The organism is Acidovorax sp. Root267 (assembly GCF_001429215.1).
GTDB lineage: Bacteria > Pseudomonadota > Gammaproteobacteria > Burkholderiales > Burkholderiaceae_C > Acidovorax > Acidovorax radicis.
This window is the reverse complement of record NZ_LMJC01000002.1, coordinates 78,272-96,990: the sequence shown is the minus strand read 5'-3', so window position 1 is coordinate 96,990 and position 18,719 is coordinate 78,272. Positions and strand designations below refer to the sequence as shown.

Genomic DNA, 18,719 nt, shown 5'->3' with positions numbered 1-18,719 from the left:
AGTGATGCATGCGCGCAGATGTTTTTTTGGTGGACTCCGGCCATGCGGCCACGCGCTCGCAAGCGCAGCGGCTGATTGCTGCGGGCGTGGAGTGGCGCCTGTCGCCGCTGGCGCCCTGGCAGAAGGTGGCCAAGAACGGCGATGACATCCCGTCCGTGGCCGAGGTGAAGTTGCTGGACGATGCCGAGGCCAAGTACATCTCGCGCGGCGGCCTCAAGCTCGAAGGGGCGTTGCAGGCCACGGGCCTGTCTGTGGCCGGGCTGCGTTGCCTGGATGTGGGGCAGAGCACCGGCGGCTTCACCGATTGCCTGCTGCAGCACGGTGCGGTGCAAGTTGTCGGCGTGGACGTGGGCCACGGCCAGTTGCACGAGCGGCTGCGCAGCGATTTGCGGGTGGTGTGTGTAGAGGGTGCGAATGCGCGTTCGCTGACCGCCCAGGTGTTGCAGGAGGCGTGCGAACTGGCGCTCTCCGAAGTCGTCGATGCTGAGGAGGATAACGAGACGCAGCCCGAGGCGCCCTACAGCTGGATGCGCAACGGAGGCCTGGTGGACGAAGCCTACGATGACAGCGGCGACGCCAAAGAGCAGGACATCGAAGCCTTCAAGTCCGAGCGCGCCCAGCGCGCCGAAGCCCGTGCCAAGGGCACGCTGCCGGTTCAGCGCCGGCGCCGTGCCGAATGCGCGGGGGTGGACACGACGCCGGTGTTCGATGTGGTGACGGGCGACCTGTCTTTCATCTCGCTGACCTTGGTGCTGCCTGCCATCGCCGCATTCCTGCGGCCCGACGGCCACCTGCTCATGCTGGTCAAGCCGCAGTTCGAGCTGCAGCCGGGCCAGGTGGGCAAGGGTGGCATCGTGCGCGATGAGGCGCTGTACGCGGTGGTGGAAAAGCGCATCCGTGACTGCTGCGCCGAACTCGGCTTGGCCGTACAGGCCTGGCTCGACAGCCCCATCCAGGGCGGCGATGGCAACCGTGAATTTTTTGTTTATGCGAGGAGGGCAACATGATTGCTGCCAATGCCCAGGGCACCGGTTTCCCGGTGAGTTTCGAATTTTTCCCGCCCAAGACGCCGGAAGGGGCCGACAAGTTGCGGGCCGCGCGCCAGCAGCTGTATGCGCTGCACCCTGATTTCTGCTCTGTGACATACGGCGCCGGTGGTTCCACGCAGGAGGGCACTTTTAGCACGGTGCGTGAAATCCTGGCCGAAGGTGTGGGTGCCGCCTCGCACTTTTCCTGCATTGGCGCCACACGCCAGTCCGTGCGCGAGCAGCTGGCGATGCTCAAGGACATGGGCGTCAAGCGCCTTGTCGCGTTGCGTGGCGATCTGCCCAGCGGCTATGGTGCGGGCGGGGAGTTTCATTACGCCAGCGATCTGGTGGCCTTCATCCGTTCGGAGACTGGCCGGGATTTCCACATCGAAGTGGCCGCCTACCCCGAGGTGCACCCCCAGGCCAAGTCGCCGGAGGCTGACCTGAAGGCCTACATCGCCAAGGTGCAAGCTGGCGCGGACTCGGCCATCACCCAGTATTTCTACAACAGCGATGCGTATTTCCGCTTTGTGGAAGACGCGCAGCGACTGGGGGCCAATGTGCCCGTGGTGCCCGGCATCATGCCCATCGGAAGCTCCACCCAGTTGATGCGTTTCTCGGACGCCTGCGGCGCCGAGATTCCCCGCTGGATCCGGCTGCGCCTGCAGGCGTTTGGCGACGACACGGCCAGCATCAAGGCCTTTGGGCTGGATGTGGTGACCGACCTGTGTGACCAACTGCGCAGCGCGGGAGTACCTGCATTGCACTTCTACACGATGAACCAGAGTGCCGCGACGCTGGAGATCTGTCGCCGGCTGGGAATCTGATGCGCCAGCCGCGCGGCAATGCCGCCGAACCAGGCAAGGGGGGTGGACGCCGGGCGGCCTGGTGGTGGCGGGTGTTCGGGGTGGTCTGCTGCGTCTCGGTGTGGGGCTGCTCGTCCTGGGGGCGCGCGCAAGGGCTGTCAGCCGAGGCCGACGCACTGGCGCCACACCTGTTGAGCGTGCCGGGCGAGGCGATGTTGATCGATCCGCCGCGCCCTGCAACGGAGGACAGTGCCGAAAGCGCGCAGGCCTCCTCCCAACTGCGCATGCCGGCAGACCAGGTGGGATTGGCGTCCTGGTACGGCGCGAAGTTCCACAAGCGCCGCACAGCCAGCGGGGAGCCGTTCGACATGAAGGCGCTCACCGCCGCGCACCCCACGCTGCCGTTTGGCTCCCGCGTGTGCGTGCGCAGCCAGGCCACCGGCCGCTCCGTGGTTGTCCGCATCAACGACCGGGGCCCGCACACGGGAAAACGGGTGATCGACCTGAGCCGGGGCGCTGCCGAAGTGCTGGGGATGGTGGGCTTGGGGCTCAAGCCTGTGGAGCTTTTTGCCCTGGAGGAGGGCGAGCGGGATTGCCCCGCCCCCTGATCACGGATGTTGCCGTCAACCGCCCGATTCGAGCGTGTGTGTGGCGTGTTTGTCTTGGGCCAGCAATTCCACCATTTGCGGCAATGCGGTCTTCAACGCTGCCTTCAAGGTGAACGGCGGGTTGATCAGGAACATGCCACTGGCCGGCAGCCCGGGGCGCTTGACGTCACCCGCAGCCGTTTCGGTGAGCTTGCTGTTTTTGACCGTGAGCGTGGCGTGCAGCCAGCTTTTGCCAGCCTTGGTGGCCAAGGTCTTGAGCCGCCGCGGCAGGTCATGGGCCTCGGGGCGCGGGATGATGGGGTACCAGAACGCATAGGTGCCCGTGGCAAAGCGCTTGAGCGAATCAGCGGCCATGTCGAGCACCTTTGCATAGTCGCTCTTGATTTCATAGCTGGGATCGCACAGCACCAAAGCGCGGCGGGCTGGAGGAGGCAAAAATTTCTTGATCCCTTCAAACCCATCTTCGTGCAATACCGCCACTTGGCGGCCAGCCTCGAGCTGGGCCACGTTGCCGGCCAGTGCCCGCAGATCGGTGGGGTGGAGCTCGAAGAGCTTGAGCTTGTCGCGGTCGCGCAACAGGCGCTGGGTGATGAATGGGGAGCCTGGGTAAACCCGCAGTGTGTTGCCCTGGTTGAAGGCGCGGACCATGTCCACATAGGCCTGCAGGGCTGGCGTGAGGGCGGGGGCCGTGGGGGCAAACAGGCGCACGATGCCATCTGCGGCTTCGCCACTGGTGCTGGCGTAGTCGCCGTCGAGCCGGTACAGGCCTGCGCCTGCATGGGTGTCCAGCACGGTCAGTGCCGCGTCTTTCTCGGTAAGGTGTTGCAAGGCGGCGATCAAAACCGTGTGCTTGAGCACATCGGCATGGTTGCCTGCGTGGAAGGCGTGGCGATAACTGAACATGGCTCTATGGTAACGAGTGCGCTCCAGGAGCAGCCGGGGAGAGGCCTGCGCCCGACCGCAGGCCCTTGGGCCACGAATCATGGTCCCATGCGAATTTGTCATGGGGCTGGGTGCTGCCTGGGACCATGGCACGGCACAATCACGCTTTTCTGACCAGGGTGTGTAACTTTTTTGGCAGACCGGAAGCCTTTTGTTTCTGTAGCGCATGCTGGCATGCTTCATGATTGCGTTTGGAGCGGCTTTGGCACCCGTTCGCTCACAATCTCCGTCGAAGCTCGCATGCACGCCACACCCTTTTCACCATGATCGCAAGTTTCAGCCAAGCCCCAGCCAGCGGTGTCAGCCATGTGGATGCGCTGCCGCCGGGCACCCGCCTTGCTGAATTCGAGATCCTGGCGCTCCTGGGGGTCGGTGGGTTTGGTATGGTTTACAAGGCCTTTGACCATTCGCTGCACCGGGCGGTGGCCATCAAGGAATACATGCCGTCGGCGTTGGCGGGCCGGGCGCAGGGCCAGTCGTTGTGGGTCCGGTCGTCGTCCGACCAGCAAACGTTCCAAGCCGGGTTGGCCTCTTTCGTAGGCGAGGCACGCCTGCTGGCGCAGTTTGACCACCCTTCGCTCGTCAAGGTGTTCCGCTTCTGGGAGGCCAACAATACCGCCTACATGGTCATGCCCCTCTATAGCGGCATGACCTTCAAGCAGGCCCGTGCCCAGATGCGCACGCCGCCGCCCGAGATCTGGCTGCGCAAGGTGCTGTGGTCCGTGCTGGGTGCCCTGCGGGTGCTGCACGACGGCAAAACCCTGCACCGGGATATTTCGCCCGACAACATCTTCCTGCAGGACATTGGCCCGCCTGTGCTGTTGGACCTCGGTGCTGCCCGGCATGCGATCAACGACCAGGACCGCAAACACACCGCCGTCCTCAAGGTCAACTACGCACCCATCGAACAGTACTCCGATGGCGACGAGGACCTGCGCCAGGGGCCCTGGAGCGACCTGTATTCCCTGGCTGCCGTGGTGCATGGCTGCCTGTGCAATGACACGCCGCTGCCTGCGACCTTGCGCTCCATCCGTGATCGCATGGTGTCGTTCTCCCGCGTCGCCAGAACCGTCAAGCGGCAGTTTGGCGTGGAGTATTCCCCGCCCTTCGTTGCGGCGATCGCACAGTCGTTGGCGCTGAAGCCAGAGGACCGGCCGCAGAGCATCGACGCGTTCTTGCAGCTCATGGAGATGACCTCTGCGCCGGAAGGGAGCGAGCACTTCGACTTCCGGACCGACCTGGGCGATATCTGGGTGGAACCTGCCGACCAGCCTGGCCCTGGCCTGATAACGCCCACGGTGGATGTGACATCGGCACCCAGCATCGTGGCAGAGATGCATGCCCAGGCACTGCGCGCAATCGAGGAAGGATCTCCCCACGATGCCGATGAGGACGGCCGCCCCGCAGGCCAGCCGAATGTAGGCGGAGACACCGTGATGCTGGGAGGGCCGGACACGGTGGCAGCAGAGGCGGGCGACACGGTCTTCATCGACGCGGGAGACACGGTGGTCGCCGATGACTCACGCTATGACGATCTTGCGGGCAATCACAAGCAGGGCGCAACCACACGGCATGTGCCGGAGCCTCGGCAGCGTCAGATGGAGCGGGAGATTCCCCGCCCCCACAGTAAAACGGGAAAAAAGACGCGGCGTTCGCCCGCCATGGTCTGGCTTGGAATTGCTGTTTTTGCCGTGGTGGCTTCTGCTGCCGGCTTGCGCTGGGTCCAGAGCAGCAAGGCTCCCCAGGATGACATCATCACCGAGATGGCGGAACCTCCTGCCGCCGCGCCGCCCCCCCCAGTGGTCGAGGTTGCGCTGGCGAATCCGGCCACCGGGGCATCCGCTGCGGTGGATGGCGTTGCGAGCGATGCGGCGGCAGCGGCCTCCGTGCCAGCGTCTGCGTTGGTTCCTGCGTCTGCGCCGCGCACGCCACCCAGGGTCACTCGGCGTGTTGTCCCTGAACCCGCCCCCACCCCGATCGTGGTGCGTGAGGAACCACCGCCGCCACCCCCGCCCGTGGTGGCCGAGCCCAAGCCCCGCCCACCTCCACGGGTACCCAGCCCGCAGGAGGCCTGCGCGGATGCCAATTTCCTGTCTCGTCCTATGTGCGTCCACCAGGAATGCCAGAAGCCTTCCCAGGCCAACCAGCCCATCTGCGTAGAGAACCGCCGCCGCTACGAGGCCGAAGAACAGCGCCGCCGCCAGACCCCCAACTAGCCGCTGCCGAGCGCCCGGGGATGTCGAAATGAGTTCCGCGATGAACCGGGCTTGCGCCACAGGTGGGCAACTTCGTATAATCGAGGGCTTCGCAGCGCTTTGTGGTCCCGCGGCGAAGACTGACTCCCACCTAAGAGGCTTCCTTCAGAGAAGCACCGACCGTGGAAAAGGACCCGCCAAACCCTCTTTTGAAGAGAAACTCATGACTACTACTTTCAGCGCAAAGCCCGCTGAGGTCGTGCACGAGTGGTTTGTGATTGACGCGACCGACAAGGTCCTCGGACGAGTAGCCAGCGAAGTTGCTCTCCGTTTGCGCGGCAAACACAAGGCCATTTACACGCCTCACGTCGATACCGGTGACTTCATCGTCATCATCAACGCCGCCCAGCTCAAGGTCACCGGCACCAAGTCCCTGGACAAGGTGTACTACCGTCACTCGGGTTACCCCGGCGGTATCACGGCCACGAACTTCCGCGACATGCAAGCCAAGCACCCCGGCCGCGCGCTGGAAAAGGCTGTCAAGGGCATGCTGCCCAAGGGCCCCCTTGGCTACGCGATGATCAAGAAACTCAAGGTGTACGGTGGTGCTGAGCATCCCCACACCGCCCAGCAGCCCAAAGTGCTGGAAATCTAAGGAGCCTTGAGATGATTGGTGAATGGAACAATGGCACCGGCCGTCGCAAGTCCAGCGTCGCCCGCGTGTTTCTGAAAAAAGGCTCCGGCAAGATCACGGTGAACGGCAAGGACATCCAGTCCTATTTCGGCCGCGAAACCTCGATCATGATTGCCAAGCAACCCCTGGCGTTGACCAACCATGTCGAAACCTTCGACATCCAGATCAACGTGCACGGTGGTGGTGAATCCGGCCAGGCTGGCGCTGCCCGCCACGGTATCACCCGCGCCCTGATCGATTACGACGCATCCCTCAAGCCCGTCCTGAGCCAAGCTGGCTTCGTGACGCGTGATGCCCGTGAAGTCGAACGTAAGAAGGTCGGTCTGCACTCTGCACGCCGCGCAAAGCAGTTCTCCAAGCGTTAAGCTGGCTGGGTCCTGCGTGGATGTCAGCTTCCGGGCTGGCATCCCACCCTGCGAAAGCGTCCCCGGACTGCTTTACAGATCAAAAAACCGCCTCAGGGCGGTTTTTTCGTTTAAGGTGCGCTCTTTTCTCCGCGCCATCCTGATGATCCACCTGCTCCCACCATGCGCCTTCGCCTTCTGCGCCGTCGGCTGACGATCAGCGCCCCGCGGGTCGCCATCCGCAGTGCCTTGCCCTGGCCATTTCGCTGGCTGGCCCTGGCCGTGGTCTTCGGCTTTTGTGCCGCGGTAGCGCTGTGGGCCTTCGAGTTTGGAAAGTCCATCGCAGGTCTGGACACCGTATCCCGTGACGAATTGATTCAGTTGCGGGCAGAAGTAGACCGCTGGCGCGCCGAGGGCCAGGAGCAGCAGACGGTGGCCCACACGGCCGAGAGCCTGCTCGTGGCCGAGCGGGCGGCCAAGGAAAGCCTGATGGCGCAGGTTCGGCAGCTGGAGGCCGACAACCGCACGCTGCGTGAAGACCTGGGGTTCTTTGAAAAACTGATCCCCGCCGCAAAGACCGAAGGGCTGGCGATCCGCAGCCTGCAGGCCGAAGTGCTGGGTGGGATGCAGCTGCGGTGGCAGGTTCTGGTGATCCAGGCGGCGCGCAATGCCCCAGAATTCAATGGCCGGTTGGAGCTGGTGCTGACTGGCACCCAGGATGGCAAGCCCTGGACCCAGACCCAGCCAGCCCAGGGGCAGCCTCTGCAGGTCAAGCAATACCGGCGTGTGGAAGGTGTGCTCGATCTGCCCCCCAGCGCCGTGGTAAAAACCGTGACGGCCCGGGTGCTGGAGGGCACGACGGTTCGCGCCGTCCAGGCGATGGCCATCGACTAGGCAAGAGGGTTGTGGTCGGGCCGGGAGCAGCCTGACGCTCCTATTGGCTTCTAGACGCCTCGCACGCGCAGTACGGCAACCTTCTCTGGGCGCCCTCATCGTTTTCTATTTTGTATGTTCTGGATCGGAGCATGCGCTTTCAGGAGTTTTCACCCATGTTTTCCCGCAAAAAACAGCCGCCGATCAAAAGCCTGGTCGCGCAGGGCACCCGGATTGAGGGGGATGTGCACTTCGCAGAAGGCATGCGCATCGATGGCGAGGTGGTGGGGGACATCCGCGCGGGCTCCGAGCAGCCCAGCATCCTGGTGATTTCCGAAACGGCGCGCGTGGAAGGTGCGGTGCATGCCGACCACGTGATCATCAATGGCCAGGTGATCGGGCCCGTGCATGCCGCAGAACTGCTCGAACTGCAGCCCAAGGCCAAGATCACCGGCAATGTGCATTACAAGGCGCTGGAGATGCACCAGGGTGCCGTGATTGCCGGGCAGATGTGCCCGGTGGCCGTGCTGGTGGAGGAAAAGCCCCCACTGAAGTTAGCGTCAAACGGCCAGTGATCTGAATTCCCGAGCGGTCTGCAGTACTATTCACCGCAAACATTGAACCCGGAGTACCCCATGAGCGCTGTTGCCGAAAACATCCAGACCGAAATGCCTGCCCCCATCCTGTTCACGGACAGTGCGGCGGCCAAGGTGGCGGACCTGATTGCCGAAGAGGGCAACCCCGACCTGAAGCTGCGCGTTTTCGTGCAGGGTGGCGGCTGCTCCGGCTTCCAGTACGGCTTCACCTTCGACGAGATCACCAACGAAGACGACACCACCATGACCAAGAATGGCGTGTCGCTGCTGATCGACGCCATGAGCTACCAGTACCTGGTGGGCGCCGAGATCGATTACAAGGAAGACCTGCAGGGCGCCCAGTTCGTCATCAAGAACCCCAACGCCACCACCACGTGCGGGTGTGGCTCCAGTTTCTCTGCCTGAGATTCATGGGGGTTCCAGGTCGTGTCTGCGGCCTGGAGCAAATAAGATCAGCCGCCCAACCGGGCGGCTTTTTTCATGGGGACACTCCGTCCCGATTTTTCTGAACAGCACTGATGCAGCAAGACAGATCCTTGACGGTGCTCTTGTGGTTGGTGGCCATCGGTTTCTTCATGCAGACGCTGGACGCCACCATCGTCAATACCGCGCTGCCTGCCATGGCCCGAAGCCTGGGGGAGAGCCCCTTGCGTATGCAATCGGTGGTGGTGGCCTATTCCCTGGCCATGGCCATGTTGATCCCTGCCTCGGGATGGGTGGCGGACCGTTTCGGCGCACGCCGCGTGTATCTGGCGGCGATCGTGCTTTTTGTGGCGGGATCGGTGTGCTGCGCCCTGGCGCAGAACCTCAGCCAGCTGGTGGCTGCGCGCGTGGTGCAGGGACTCGGAGGGGCGTTGCTGCTGCCGGTGGGGCGGCTGGTGGTCTTGCGCACTTTCCCGCGCGAAAGGTTCTTGCAAGCCATGAGCTTCGTGGCCATCCCGGGCCTGATCGGGCCACTGATTGGCCCCACGCTGGGCGGCTGGCTGGTGGAGGTCGCATCCTGGCACTGGATATTTCTCATCAATGTGCCGGTGGGGCTGGTAGGGTGCATTGCCACGTGGCGCTATATGCCTGGCGAGCCCGCCAGCGTGATGCCACGCTTCGACTTGGCGGGCTATCTGATGCTGGCTTTCGGGATGGTCGCCCTGTCTCTGGCGCTGGACGGGCTGGCGAGCCTGGGTTTGCGCCAGGCCGGTGTGCTGGTTCTGATGATTTTTGGCCTGGCCAGCCTGGTGGCGTACTGGTTGCACGCGGCGCGGCGGCCGGACCCCTTGTTTTCGCCCCGGCTGTTTTCCGTCGATACCCTGCGCATCGGCTTGCTGGGCAATCTGTTCTCGCGGCTGGGCAGTTCCTGCATGCCGTTTCTGGTGCCGTTGCTGCTGCAGGTCACCATGGGCTATTCGCCCTTGCACGCCGGCATGATGATGCTGCCCGTGGCCGTGGCCGGGATGTCGATGAAGCGGTTCACCACGCCGCTGATCACCCGCTTTGGCTATCGGCAGGTGTTGGTCGGCAACACACTGCTTGTGGGGCTGGTGATGGCCAGCTTTGGCCTGGCCACTCCCACGCAGCCGCTGTGGGTGCACATCGTGCAACTGGCAGTGTTTGGCGCCGTGAACTCGCTGCAGTTCACCGCCATGAACACCGTGACCCTGAAGGATCTGGAGCACACCATGGCCAGCAGCGGCAACAGCCTGCTGTCGATGGTGCAGATGGTGGCCATGGGCATGGGGGTGGCCGCCGCCGGGGCGGTGCTGGTGGCGTTCACCGACTTCTTTCACGCTGCCGCCGTCCACCAGACCCTGATGGCATTTCAGGCCACGTTTGCCTGCATGGGGCTCATCACCGTGGCTTCGGCGGGCATCTTCTGGCAACTGCCACCGCAAGACCGCGCCAGAAGCCAGGTGGCCGCCACGGCGGATGCGACGGACCATGGTTGATTGCGGTTCGAGGGCGCAGCCACCAGCCCCCGCTCCGATCAGGCCGGGTAGACCGCGCCCAGCACCCGGGCGCCTGCTGCGCCTGTGACGCTGGCGAGATTGCCTGGCAATCCGTGCAGCGTCTGCCGGGCCAGCCAGGCAAAGGCTGCAGCTTCCACCTGCAAGGCGGGTAGGCCCAGTGCATCGGTGGCGGCAACCTGCACGCTGGGGCAGGTGGCCTGCAGGCGGGCCATCAAGTACGTGTTGAGCGCGCCGCCTCCACACACTGCCACAATTTTGCTATCTTGTTTGTAGCTATTAATGCTTATGGAGCAAGCGCTAGCGGTGTATTCTGTCAAGGTTGCTTGCACGTCGACCGGGTTTGCATCTCCAAATGCCTGAAGGTGGTGTGCGAGCCACTGGGGGTTGAACAGATCGCGGCCCGTGCTCTTGGGGGGCGGTTTGCGCAAGAAGGGTTCATCCAACAGCGAGGCCAGCAAGGTCGGCAGCACCCGGCCGCTGGCCGCCCAGGCGCCCCCCGCGTCAAAGGCATGGCCTGTGTGACGCTGGCACCAGTCATCCATCAGTGCGTTGCCAGGGCCGCAGTCAAACCCCAGCGCATTGCCGTCGGCGCCCAGCACGCTGAGGTTGGAGATGCCGCCGATGTTGAGCACGAGCACGGTCTCGTCCGCACGGCCGAACACGCCCTGGTGGAACGCAGGTACCAGGGGCGCACCTTGCCCGCCCGCAGCCACATCGCGGCTGCGGAAATCAGCGACCACGGTGATGCCCGTGCGTTCCGCGAGCAGGGCGGGGCTGCCCAGTTGTAGCGTGTAGCCTGTGCCATCGAATTCCTGGGGACGGTGGCGCACCGTCTGTCCGTGGGCGCCGATGGCGCGGATGGACGTGGCAGGCAGGCCGCTTTGTTCGAGCAGCGTCTGCACCATCTGCGCGTAGGCCTGTGACAGGGCGTTGCCCGCCAGCGCGGCGCGGTGCAGTTCGTCGGTGCCAGAGGTGTTGAGGGCCATCAGTTCGGCCCGCAACTCGGGCGCGAAGGGCGCGCTGGCATGGTGGGTGACGACGCAGTGCGGGCCGGAAAAATCGGCCAGCACCCCGTCGATCCCATCGAGCGAGGTGCCCGACATCAGGCCGATGTACAACTCGGATGCGCTCACAGGAGCCGTGTGGACTGTGAAGGCGTGGACTGGAATGCCCCGCGTCCAGAGGCGCCAAGGCCTTTGCAACGGGCGCAGCGAAGGTCAGCGGCCGCCGCGCAAGGGCCGCCCCGCCGCGTATGCGGCGCTTCGCTTGCGTGCGCTGGCGGCGTCCCCCCGTGGGGGGAAGGCGCGAAGCGACTCAGGGGGGGCTTCACATCAATCTGCGCTGGCCTGCTCGATCAGTGCGGCGGCAGACAACTGGATGCGCATGTTGGCCGCAAGGCGATCAAATACAGGGCGCGAAGCCGCCGACACCGGGGTGGCTGCCTCGCTCTGGGCCACGATGGTCTGCGGGTCCTGGTGCACCCCGTTCACGCGGAACTCGAAATGCAGGTGCGGGCCGGTGGCCCAGCCCGTGGCGCCCACGGCGCCCAGGGTCTGGCCTTGTTCCACCGACTGCCCCTGGCGCACATCGATGCGGCTCAGGTGGGCATAGACGGTGACGTGCTGGTTGCGGTGCTTCACGAAGACCACATTGCCAAAGCCGTTCTGCACGCCCGCAAACTCCACCACGCCATCGCCCACGGTGCGCACTGCGGTGCCGGTGGGGGCTGCGAAGTCGGTGCCCAAGTGGGCGCGCCAGGTTTGCAGGATGGGGTGCAGGCGCATCTTGAAGCCACTGGTCACCCGCGAGAACTCGACCGGTGAGGTGAGGTAGGCGCGGCGCATGCTCTCGCCGTCCAGCGTGTAGTAGGCGCCCTTGGCGGCATTGGGCTCCTGGAACCAGATGGCTTGGTGGGTCTTGCCGTTGTTGACGAACTCGGCGCTCAGCACGCGGCCGCTCGAGAGGGGTTCTCCGTCGGCTTCCAGGGTTTCGTACACCACCGAGAAGCGGTCGCCCTTGCGCAGCGAGCGGCGAAAGTCGATGTTGCCCGAGAACAGTTCGGCCATCTGCACCGCGACGCCGTCGGGGATGTTGGACGCATCGGTTGCGGCAAACAGCGAGCTGTTGATGACGCCGCCCGACAGCCGGCTGCTGGCCGTCATCTTGGCGGTCTCGATGCGCGAGGTGAATTTGTTGTCGCCCTTGCGTTCCACGATGAGGCGGCGGAAGTTGCCGCTGTCGTCCGGCACCCAGCGCACGGTCATGCGGACTAGGCGGTGGTCGTCGGTGGTCTCGGCCGAAACGACACGGCCGGTGCGGCCGAGCACGTTTTGTCGCACAGGAGTGTCACCGCGCATGAAGGCGGCGGCAGCCGGGTCGGCCACGCCCATGCGCTGTAGCAGGGATTCGGGGGTGTCGCTGCTGCGCACCTGCTCGGAGCGGAACAGCGAGAAGCCAGGAGCGTCAAGCTCGCCCAGTACGAGGTTCTCCGCCAGCGACTCGACGGGATAGCTCACCATGCGCACCGGCAGTTCGGCCGGGTCGGGTGCAAAGGACGCCACGGCGAATGCGCCGCCGCCACCCGTCAGCAGGATGGCTGTAACGGCGGCGGTAATGCGTTTGGGATGTTGTTGGAGCGTGCGGGACAGTCGGTCAAGCAAAGCGGTGCTGGCGGTGCGGACCGTAGTGAGGCCGTGAATCAATGGTCTATCCCCAGGGTGAACGTGATTTCCTGAAACTCCCCCGGTGCGAAGACGGGGCGAGGCCAGGAGCACAGACTGTCAGGCTGCAGCCATTCGACAGAATGGTGAAAAACAGGTCGAAACGGCGGGCCCACTAGAATCCGCCTCAAGCAATGTGGGCTGAAGTATAGCGGTGCATGCTGTCTAGACATCCCAAAAAACCCTTATGAATCAATCTGCTGTTACAACAACCCCGGTCTCTGATGGTGTAAGACAGGCCCTCGAAATCTCGCTGCGCGGCGTGCAAGAGCTGCTGCCGCAGGACGAATGGGTCAAGAAGCTGGCGCGCTCGGAGGCCACGGGCCAGCCACTGCGCATCAAACTGGGGCTGGACCCCACGGCACCCGACATCCACATCGGCCACACGGTGGTGCTGAACAAGATGCGGCAATTGCAAGATCTGGGCCACCAGGTGATTTTCTTGATCGGGGACTTCACCAGCCTGATCGGCGACCCGTCGGGCCGCAACAGCACGCGCCCGCCGCTCACGCCCGAGCAGATCAAGGTGAACGCCGAGACCTATTACAAGCAGGCCAGCATGGTGCTGGACCCCGCGCGCACCGAGATCCGCTACAACAGCGAGTGGAGCGAGCCCCTGGGTGCGAGCGGCATGATCCAGCTGGCCTCCCGGTACACCGTGGCGCGCATGATGGAGCGCGACGATTTCCACAAGCGCTTCACCACCGGCCAGTCCATTGCGGTGCACGAATTTTTGTACCCGCTGATGCAGGGTTATGACTCGGTGGCCCTGAAAAGCGACCTCGAGCTGGGGGGCACGGACCAGAAGTTCAACCTGCTCATGGGCCGCCATCTGCAGCAGGAATACGGCCAGGAGCCGCAGTGCGTGCTCACCATGCCGCTGCTGGTGGGCCTGGACGGCGTGGACAAGATGTCCAAGTCCAAGAACAACTACATCGGCATTGCCGAAGAGCCCAACACCATGTTCGCCAAGGTGCTGTCGATCAGCGACACGCTGATGTGGGACTGGTACACGCTGCTGTCGTTCAAGAGTCTGGCCGAGATCGCAGCGCTCAAGGCTGAGATCGCAGGTGGCCGCAACCCCAAGGACGCGAAGGTGATGCTGGCCAAGGAAATCACCGCGCGTTTCCACAGCGCCGCGGCGGCCGATGCGGCCGAGCAGGATTTCATGAACCGCAGCAAGGGCGGTGTGCCCGATGAGATTCCCGAAGTGTCCCTGTCGGGTGCGCCGCTGGGCATCGGTGCCTTGCTCAAGCAGGCCAACCTGGCCCCGTCCGGCAGCGAGGCCAACCGCCTGATCGACGGCGGCGGTGTGCGGGTGGATGGCAGTGTTGTCAGCGACAAGGGCCTCAAGCTGGCCGCCGCCACCTACGTCGTGCAGGTCGGCAAGCGCAAGTTTGCACGGGTGACTTTGTCCTGATTTTTAGGTCAAATGGGCTGCTAGCGCTTGATGAATAAGCGCGAGTAGCTATCAAAATAAAAGCGCTGACCCAGCCGGGCTCAGCGCTTTTTTATGGTCAGTCCAGGTTGTCGTTCAAGTCCGGGTCGGGCACATCCCCGATCGCCTCGCGTGTGGCCTGGGCCTGCAGCTGCAGCCAGGCGCAAAACGCCTTGATCTCCGGCCGCTGCGCGCTGCGGGGCCCCACCATGAGCCAGTAGGCCAGTGGCGAGTCGATGCGGTGGCCGGGCAGCACCTCCACCAAATCGCCAGCCGCCAGGGCATCGGCAATCAGCGGCATGCGCGCCAGCGCCAGGCCCTGGCCGGCGAGGGCAGCCTGCACGATCTGGTGGGCGTAGTTGAAATACAGCCAGCGCTCGGGCTGCAGCTTGGCCAGGTCCCGCGCATCAAACCAGCGGCGCCAGCTCAGCCACTCCAGGTGTTGGCTGCGGTGCGCGTCGCCCGCCTCGATCAACGTGAACTGGGTGACGTCGGCCGGCGTGCGCAGGGGCTTGCCACTCTTGAGCAGCCAGGGGCTGGCCACCACGGCCAGCTGCTCGCCAAACAGGCGCTGCCCCCCCAGGGTGCCCGCGCCCGGCATGCTGTAGCGCAGGGCCAGGTCCACGTCCGAGGTTTCCAGGTCCACCGGCACGTCGCTCGCATCAATGCGGATGTCGATGCCCGGGTTGTCGCGCTGGAACTCCTCCATGCGCGGGATCAGCCACATCGATGCAAAGCTGGCCCAGGTGGTGATGGCCACGCTGCGGCGCCCGGCCGTCTGGCGCACCAGGCGCACGGCGGCGTCCATGCGCTCGAGCGCCGGGGCCACGGCGCGCTGCAGCTGCGCGCCCGCGCTGGTCAGCTCCACCGCCCGCGTGTGGCGCAGGAACAGCGCCACGCCCACTTCTTCTTCCAAGGCCTGGATCTGGCGGCTGACGGCTGACTGGGTGAGCGCCAGCTCATCGGCAGCGGCGCGGAAGTTCAGATGGCGCGCCACCGCCAGAAAGGCGCGCCAGTGGCCGGTGGCCACGGGGCGGGTGCGCAGAACGGCGGGGGAGTATTCGGCAGAGGCCATGGCAGGTGTCCTGGAGGCGATTCATGCGTTGTCGGAATGAATAGCGTACCGCGTTTTCATTGGACTGTGTGCATGGCGAAGCGCACTATCCAGTCTCCGAAACACCTTTTACTGAAGCCAAGGAGCCTGTCATGTCCCCCCGCAACGTTCTGGAATCGCAACAATCCGTGCAAGCCAGCCTGGCTGGCCGTCCTGCGGCCGGTTGCTGGAAACTGACCACAGGCAAGGCTTTGTCGCTGCACCCGCATACCCATGGTGTGTTGCAGATTGCGCAGGGGCAGGTCTGGCTCACCCTGAGCGGGCCTCTGGCGGATTTTCCGGGTGCGGCGGCAGACCACGTGCTGCGGGCGGGTGACCGGTTGGTCATCGCACCGGGCCAGCATGTGGTGATGGAAGCCTGGAACCCCTCGGGGCACGCCGATGCCGTGGCGTTCCGTTGGGACAGCGTGGTGGCGCCCGCCACGGCGCAGTCCGCCAGCCTGGCTGCCCGCGACTGGGAATGTGGTGTGGTGCAGCCGCTGCGCGACCTGGTGCATGCACTGGGCCAAGGCGGGCGTGCCCTGGGTGCAGCGCTGGCGGATGTGGCGGGCGCGGGCGGGCGTTTTGCCGCAGGTCTGGCCCGGTTTGCTCTGCATCGGATAGCAGCACCGCTACAGCGCAAGCCAGCTTGAAACGCATATGCAGGAAAAGCATCAATAGGTGCCGTGCTTTTCATTGGACGTTGTTCTGCAAGCCGCGCACCATACGGTATTACTAGGGTTAACCCGGAGAAAGCCATGACAACCTCTCACGCTCTTCATCTGTTTTCATCTTCCCGCGCTGTGGGTGCGGCAGCGGGTGGCACTGGCACGGTGGCCGCTGGCGCCGCTGTCAGCCTGGCCCCCAAGGCTGCGATGACCTTGCGCATAGCCGAAGGCCAAGCCTGGGTCACGCTGGGCAAGGGCCTGGGCGACAGCAGCGACGTGTTCCTTTGCGCCGGGCAGTCGCTGCCCGTGGCCGCAGGCCAATCGGTGGTGGTCGAGCCCCTGAATGGCCGCCGCCTGCAGTACCGCTGGGTGCGCGGCGAGGCTGCCAGTGCCCGCCCTGCATCGTGGTGGCGCCGTGCGTCCGTTGGCAACGGGGCTCCCGCGTGGGGCGACGCCTGCTGCGCCTGAGGGCGCTGGCCTGATCCGGGAAAGGGGGGGCTGACCTCGCCTCGGTTCTGGTGTGCAATAGAGCTTCAAAGAGCTGCTAGCGCTTGATCATCAAGCGCTAGCAGCTCTTTTTTTGATAGCGTTTGTACATGCGACATGTGCAGCGCCAGCGCCTCAAGCGGCTCAACCTTCGAGGCCTTGGCGCGGCGCTTCGCCCAACAGCCCGATCAACTGGGCCTGCAGCGTCGTCAGTATTTCATCGGACAACGCCGGCCGCGCCGCCGCAGTGGCGCGGGCCAGCACCAGCCCGCCGACCATGGTGGCCAGGACTTGCATGGCGCGCGCTCGGTCTTCTGGCGGCATAGGGGCGCTGCTGTCTGTCAGCAACTGCGCAAAACGCCCGATGTTGCGCTCGATGCCCTGGGCAAACACTTCTGACAGCTCGCTGCCGGCCCGGGCGGCATCCACCGCCAGCGCGGCGGCCGGGCAACCTGTGCCCGGCGAGTCGCGGTGCTGGGGCGAGAGGTAGCTCTTTATGCGCTCGCCGATGGTGGTGTTCGGGGTGGCTCCGTCCAGCGGGGCGATGGACCAGTCGAACGCCCGCGCACAGGCCTCCTGCACCAGCGCGTCCTTGGAGGCGAAATGCCGGTACAGCCCGCCATGGGTGAGCCCCGCGTCGCGCGTGATGTCGGCCACGCCCACGCCGGTCAGCCCCCGCTCGCGGTACAGGCGGGAGGCCGCGTCGAGGATGCCCTGCCGGTTCTCTGCGGCCTGTGCTTTGGAAACCTTCATGCTGCCTCTTATTGATTGCGAGCGTACGCAAAAAGTGGTGATGCCTTTATGATGACGGCTGCAATCATAAAGGCGCGGATCGTTTCCGTGCGTCGCTGCAGTGCCTTGGAACCGGTTCTTGGTGCTGCGCCCAATCTGTCTGACGAGGTGAATGCATGAAAAAAATTATCCCTGGCGGCTGTGGTGCCGAGGTGTGGAGTGGTGTGTGCTGCGATAAGGCGGTGGCCTGATGCGGCGCGTTGTGGTCACGGGCATGGGCCTGGTGTCGCCGCTGGGCTGCGGTGTGGAACTGGTCTGGCAGCGCCTGCTGGCAGGGCGCTCGGGCCTGTCGCGCCTGCCGGAGGCGGTCACGGACGGCATTGCCGCCAAGGTGGCGGGGCAGGTGCCCAGCGTCGCGGACGACGCGGAGGGGGGTTGGGACGTGGATGCCATCGTCTCGTCCAAGGACCAGCGCAAGATGGACCGCTTCATCCCCTTTGCGCTGGGCGCGGCGCAGCAGGCGCTGGCGCAGGCCGGCTGGCCGCCTGCCGATGAGCGGGCGCGCGAGCGCACGGCCACGGTGATCGCCTCGGGCATTGGTGGCTTTGGCGCGATTGCCGAGGCCGTGCGCACCACCGACACGCGTGGCCCGCAGCGCTTGTCGCCGTTCACGGTGCCGTCGTTCCTGGTCAATCTGGCGGCAGGGCAGGTGTCGATCCGCCATGGTCTCAAGGGGCCGCTGGGCGCGCCGGTCACCGCGTGCGCCGCCAGCGTCCAGGCGATTGGCGATGCCGCGCGCCTGATCCGCAGCGGCGAGGCCGATGTGGCCCTGTGCGGTGGCAGCGAGGCGGCCATTGACCGCGTGAGCCTGGGCGGTTTTGCAGCGGCCAAGGCCCTGGGCACGGCGTTCAACGACACCCCCGAGCAGGCCTCGCGGCCGTTTGATGCGCAGCGCGACGGTTTTGTGATGGGCGAGGGCGCAGGCATGCTGGTGATTGAGGCGCTGGACCACGCCCTCGCGCGCGGCGCACAGCCACTGGCCGAGCTGGTGGGCTATGGCACGTCGGCCGACGCGTACCACATCACCTCCGGCCCCGAAGATGGCGATGGCGCAGCGCGCAGCATGCTGGCCGCGCTGGCGCAGGCAGGCCTCACAGCCCAGGATGTGCAGCACCTGAACGCACACGCCACGTCCACCGGTGTGGGTGACCGTGGTGAGCTGGCCGCCATCCGCCGTGTGTTTGGCACGGGGGCGCAGGTGGCCATCAGTTCCACCAAGTCGGCCACCGGCCATCTCCTGGGGGCGGCGGGTGCGGTGGCGGCCATCTTCACGGCGCTGGCGCTGCGCGACCAGGTGGTGCCGGGCACGCTGAACCTGCACACGCCCGATCCGCTGGCCGAGGGGCTGGACATGGTGGCGCTGCGGCCCAGGCCGATGGCGCTCACGCATGCCATGCTCAACGGGTTTGGTTTTGGGGGCGTGAACGCGACCCTGATCCTGCGGCGCTGGCCCGAAGCCGCGTGACGGGCAGGGG

At 65.1% G+C, this 18,719-nt stretch carries 19 protein-coding genes; 14 read left to right on the top strand and 5 right to left on the bottom strand.

The genetic code is table 11. From position 1 onward, the window contains the following. The first annotated feature begins 8 nt into the window (after positions 1 to 8). From ASE39_RS04755 to ASE39_RS26240, 3 genes are read left to right on the top strand one after another with little or no spacing between them, the layout of a single operon-like run. Positions 9 to 1,007, top strand: a complete 999-nt coding sequence (locus ASE39_RS04755; protein WP_057270388.1) for a TlyA family RNA methyltransferase — start codon at positions 9 to 11, stop codon at positions 1,005 to 1,007. Next, the gene (metF, locus tag ASE39_RS04750; RefSeq protein ID WP_057270387.1) at positions 1,004 to 1,855 is read left to right on the top strand and encodes a methylenetetrahydrofolate reductase [NAD(P)H]; all 852 of its coding nucleotides are present in this window, start codon (positions 1,004 to 1,006) and stop codon (positions 1,853 to 1,855) included. The genes ASE39_RS04755 and metF overlap by 4 nt, the downstream gene beginning before the upstream one ends. Continuing rightward, positions 1,855 to 2,442, top strand: a complete 588-nt coding sequence (locus ASE39_RS26240; protein ID WP_057270386.1) for a septal ring lytic transglycosylase RlpA family protein — start codon at positions 1,855 to 1,857, stop codon at positions 2,440 to 2,442. Before metF ends, ASE39_RS26240 begins: the two co-directional genes overlap by 1 nt. A gap of 15 nt (positions 2,443 to 2,457) precedes the next feature. Here the strand turns inward: ASE39_RS26240 and rlmJ are convergent, their stop codons facing one another. Further along, positions 2,458 to 3,345: a 23S rRNA (adenine(2030)-N(6))-methyltransferase RlmJ gene (gene rlmJ / locus ASE39_RS04740; RefSeq protein ID WP_057225983.1), complete on the bottom strand. Its 888-nt coding sequence runs from the start codon at positions 3,343 to 3,345 to the stop codon at positions 2,458 to 2,460. 302 nt (positions 3,346 to 3,647) lie between these two features. Between rlmJ and ASE39_RS04735 the strand changes: the two genes are divergently transcribed. The 7 genes from ASE39_RS04735 (at position 3,648) to mdtD (ending at position 10,026) form a co-directional block, all read left to right on the top strand. Then, positions 3,648 to 5,600, top strand: coding sequence for a serine/threonine-protein kinase (locus ASE39_RS04735; RefSeq protein WP_057270385.1), 1,953 nt, complete (start codon positions 3,648 to 3,650; stop codon positions 5,598 to 5,600). A 202-nt stretch (positions 5,601 to 5,802) separates the two neighbouring features. Beyond that, complete coding sequence (rplM, locus tag ASE39_RS04730) at positions 5,803 to 6,234, top strand: 50S ribosomal protein L13 (protein ID WP_008907237.1); 432 nt, start codon at positions 5,803 to 5,805, stop codon at positions 6,232 to 6,234. Positions 6,235 to 6,245: 11 nt separating this feature from the next. Next, positions 6,246 to 6,638 carry a 30S ribosomal protein S9 gene (gene rpsI, locus ASE39_RS04725; protein ID WP_005798582.1) on the top strand — a complete coding sequence of 131 codons (393 nt, stop codon included), beginning with the start codon at positions 6,246 to 6,248 and terminating at the stop codon, positions 6,636 to 6,638. A gap of 162 nt (positions 6,639 to 6,800) precedes the next feature. Further along, positions 6,801 to 7,511 (top strand): DUF6776 family protein, encoded by a 711-nt coding sequence (locus tag ASE39_RS04720; protein WP_010466642.1) that lies wholly within the window; start codon positions 6,801 to 6,803, stop codon positions 7,509 to 7,511. 155 nt (positions 7,512 to 7,666) lie between these two features. Continuing rightward, on the top strand, positions 7,667 to 8,065 hold the full coding sequence (locus ASE39_RS04715) for a polymer-forming cytoskeletal protein (protein WP_029414357.1): 399 nt from the start codon (positions 7,667 to 7,669) through the stop codon (positions 8,063 to 8,065). 60 nt (positions 8,066 to 8,125) lie between these two features. Continuing rightward, a complete protein-coding gene (erpA, locus tag ASE39_RS04710; RefSeq protein WP_008907234.1) occupies positions 8,126 to 8,491 on the top strand; it encodes an iron-sulfur cluster insertion protein ErpA in 366 nt (121 codons plus the stop codon). Positions 8,492 to 8,604: 113 nt separating this feature from the next. Further along, on the top strand, positions 8,605 to 10,026 hold the full coding sequence (gene mdtD, locus ASE39_RS04705; RefSeq protein ID WP_029414356.1) for a multidrug transporter subunit MdtD: 1,422 nt from the start codon (positions 8,605 to 8,607) through the stop codon (positions 10,024 to 10,026). A 38-nt stretch (positions 10,027 to 10,064) separates the two neighbouring features. Here mdtD and ASE39_RS04700 read toward each other — a convergent pair whose 3' ends face one another. Beyond that, complete coding sequence (locus ASE39_RS04700) at positions 10,065 to 11,180, bottom strand: anhydro-N-acetylmuramic acid kinase (protein WP_282434119.1); 1,116 nt, start codon at positions 11,178 to 11,180, stop codon at positions 10,065 to 10,067. Positions 11,181 to 11,378: 198 nt separating this feature from the next. Beyond that, positions 11,379 to 12,749 carry a M23 family metallopeptidase gene (locus tag ASE39_RS04695; RefSeq protein WP_057270384.1) on the bottom strand — a complete coding sequence of 457 codons (1,371 nt, stop codon included), beginning with the start codon at positions 12,747 to 12,749 and terminating at the stop codon, positions 11,379 to 11,381. Positions 12,750 to 12,954: 205 nt separating this feature from the next. Here ASE39_RS04695 and tyrS point away from each other — a divergent pair, with 205 nt between their 5' ends. After that, complete coding sequence (gene tyrS, locus ASE39_RS04690; protein ID WP_057270383.1) at positions 12,955 to 14,187, top strand: tyrosine--tRNA ligase; 1,233 nt, start codon at positions 12,955 to 12,957, stop codon at positions 14,185 to 14,187. A 97-nt stretch (positions 14,188 to 14,284) separates the two neighbouring features. On the opposite strand, the gene ASE39_RS04685 is transcribed toward tyrS, so the two are convergent. Next, positions 14,285 to 15,280 (bottom strand): LysR substrate-binding domain-containing protein, encoded by a 996-nt coding sequence (locus ASE39_RS04685; protein WP_057270382.1) that lies wholly within the window; start codon positions 15,278 to 15,280, stop codon positions 14,285 to 14,287. A gap of 131 nt (positions 15,281 to 15,411) precedes the next feature. Between ASE39_RS04685 and ASE39_RS04680 the strand changes: the two genes are divergently transcribed. Further along, positions 15,412 to 15,951: a DUF2917 domain-containing protein gene (locus ASE39_RS04680; RefSeq protein WP_057270381.1), complete on the top strand. Its 540-nt coding sequence runs from the start codon at positions 15,412 to 15,414 to the stop codon at positions 15,949 to 15,951. A 105-nt stretch (positions 15,952 to 16,056) separates the two neighbouring features. Continuing rightward, a complete protein-coding gene (locus ASE39_RS04675) occupies positions 16,057 to 16,434 on the top strand; it encodes a DUF2917 domain-containing protein (protein WP_029414354.1) in 378 nt (125 codons plus the stop codon). 162 nt (positions 16,435 to 16,596) lie between these two features. Here the strand turns inward: ASE39_RS04675 and ASE39_RS04670 are convergent, their stop codons facing one another. Continuing rightward, positions 16,597 to 17,205: a TetR/AcrR family transcriptional regulator gene (locus ASE39_RS04670; RefSeq protein ID WP_057270380.1), complete on the bottom strand. Its 609-nt coding sequence runs from the start codon at positions 17,203 to 17,205 to the stop codon at positions 16,597 to 16,599. A gap of 229 nt (positions 17,206 to 17,434) precedes the next feature. Between ASE39_RS04670 and fabF the strand changes: the two genes are divergently transcribed. After that, on the top strand, positions 17,435 to 18,709 hold the full coding sequence (gene fabF, locus ASE39_RS04665; RefSeq protein WP_010466632.1) for a beta-ketoacyl-ACP synthase II: 1,275 nt from the start codon (positions 17,435 to 17,437) through the stop codon (positions 18,707 to 18,709). Positions 18,710 to 18,719: the final 10 nt, after the last annotated feature.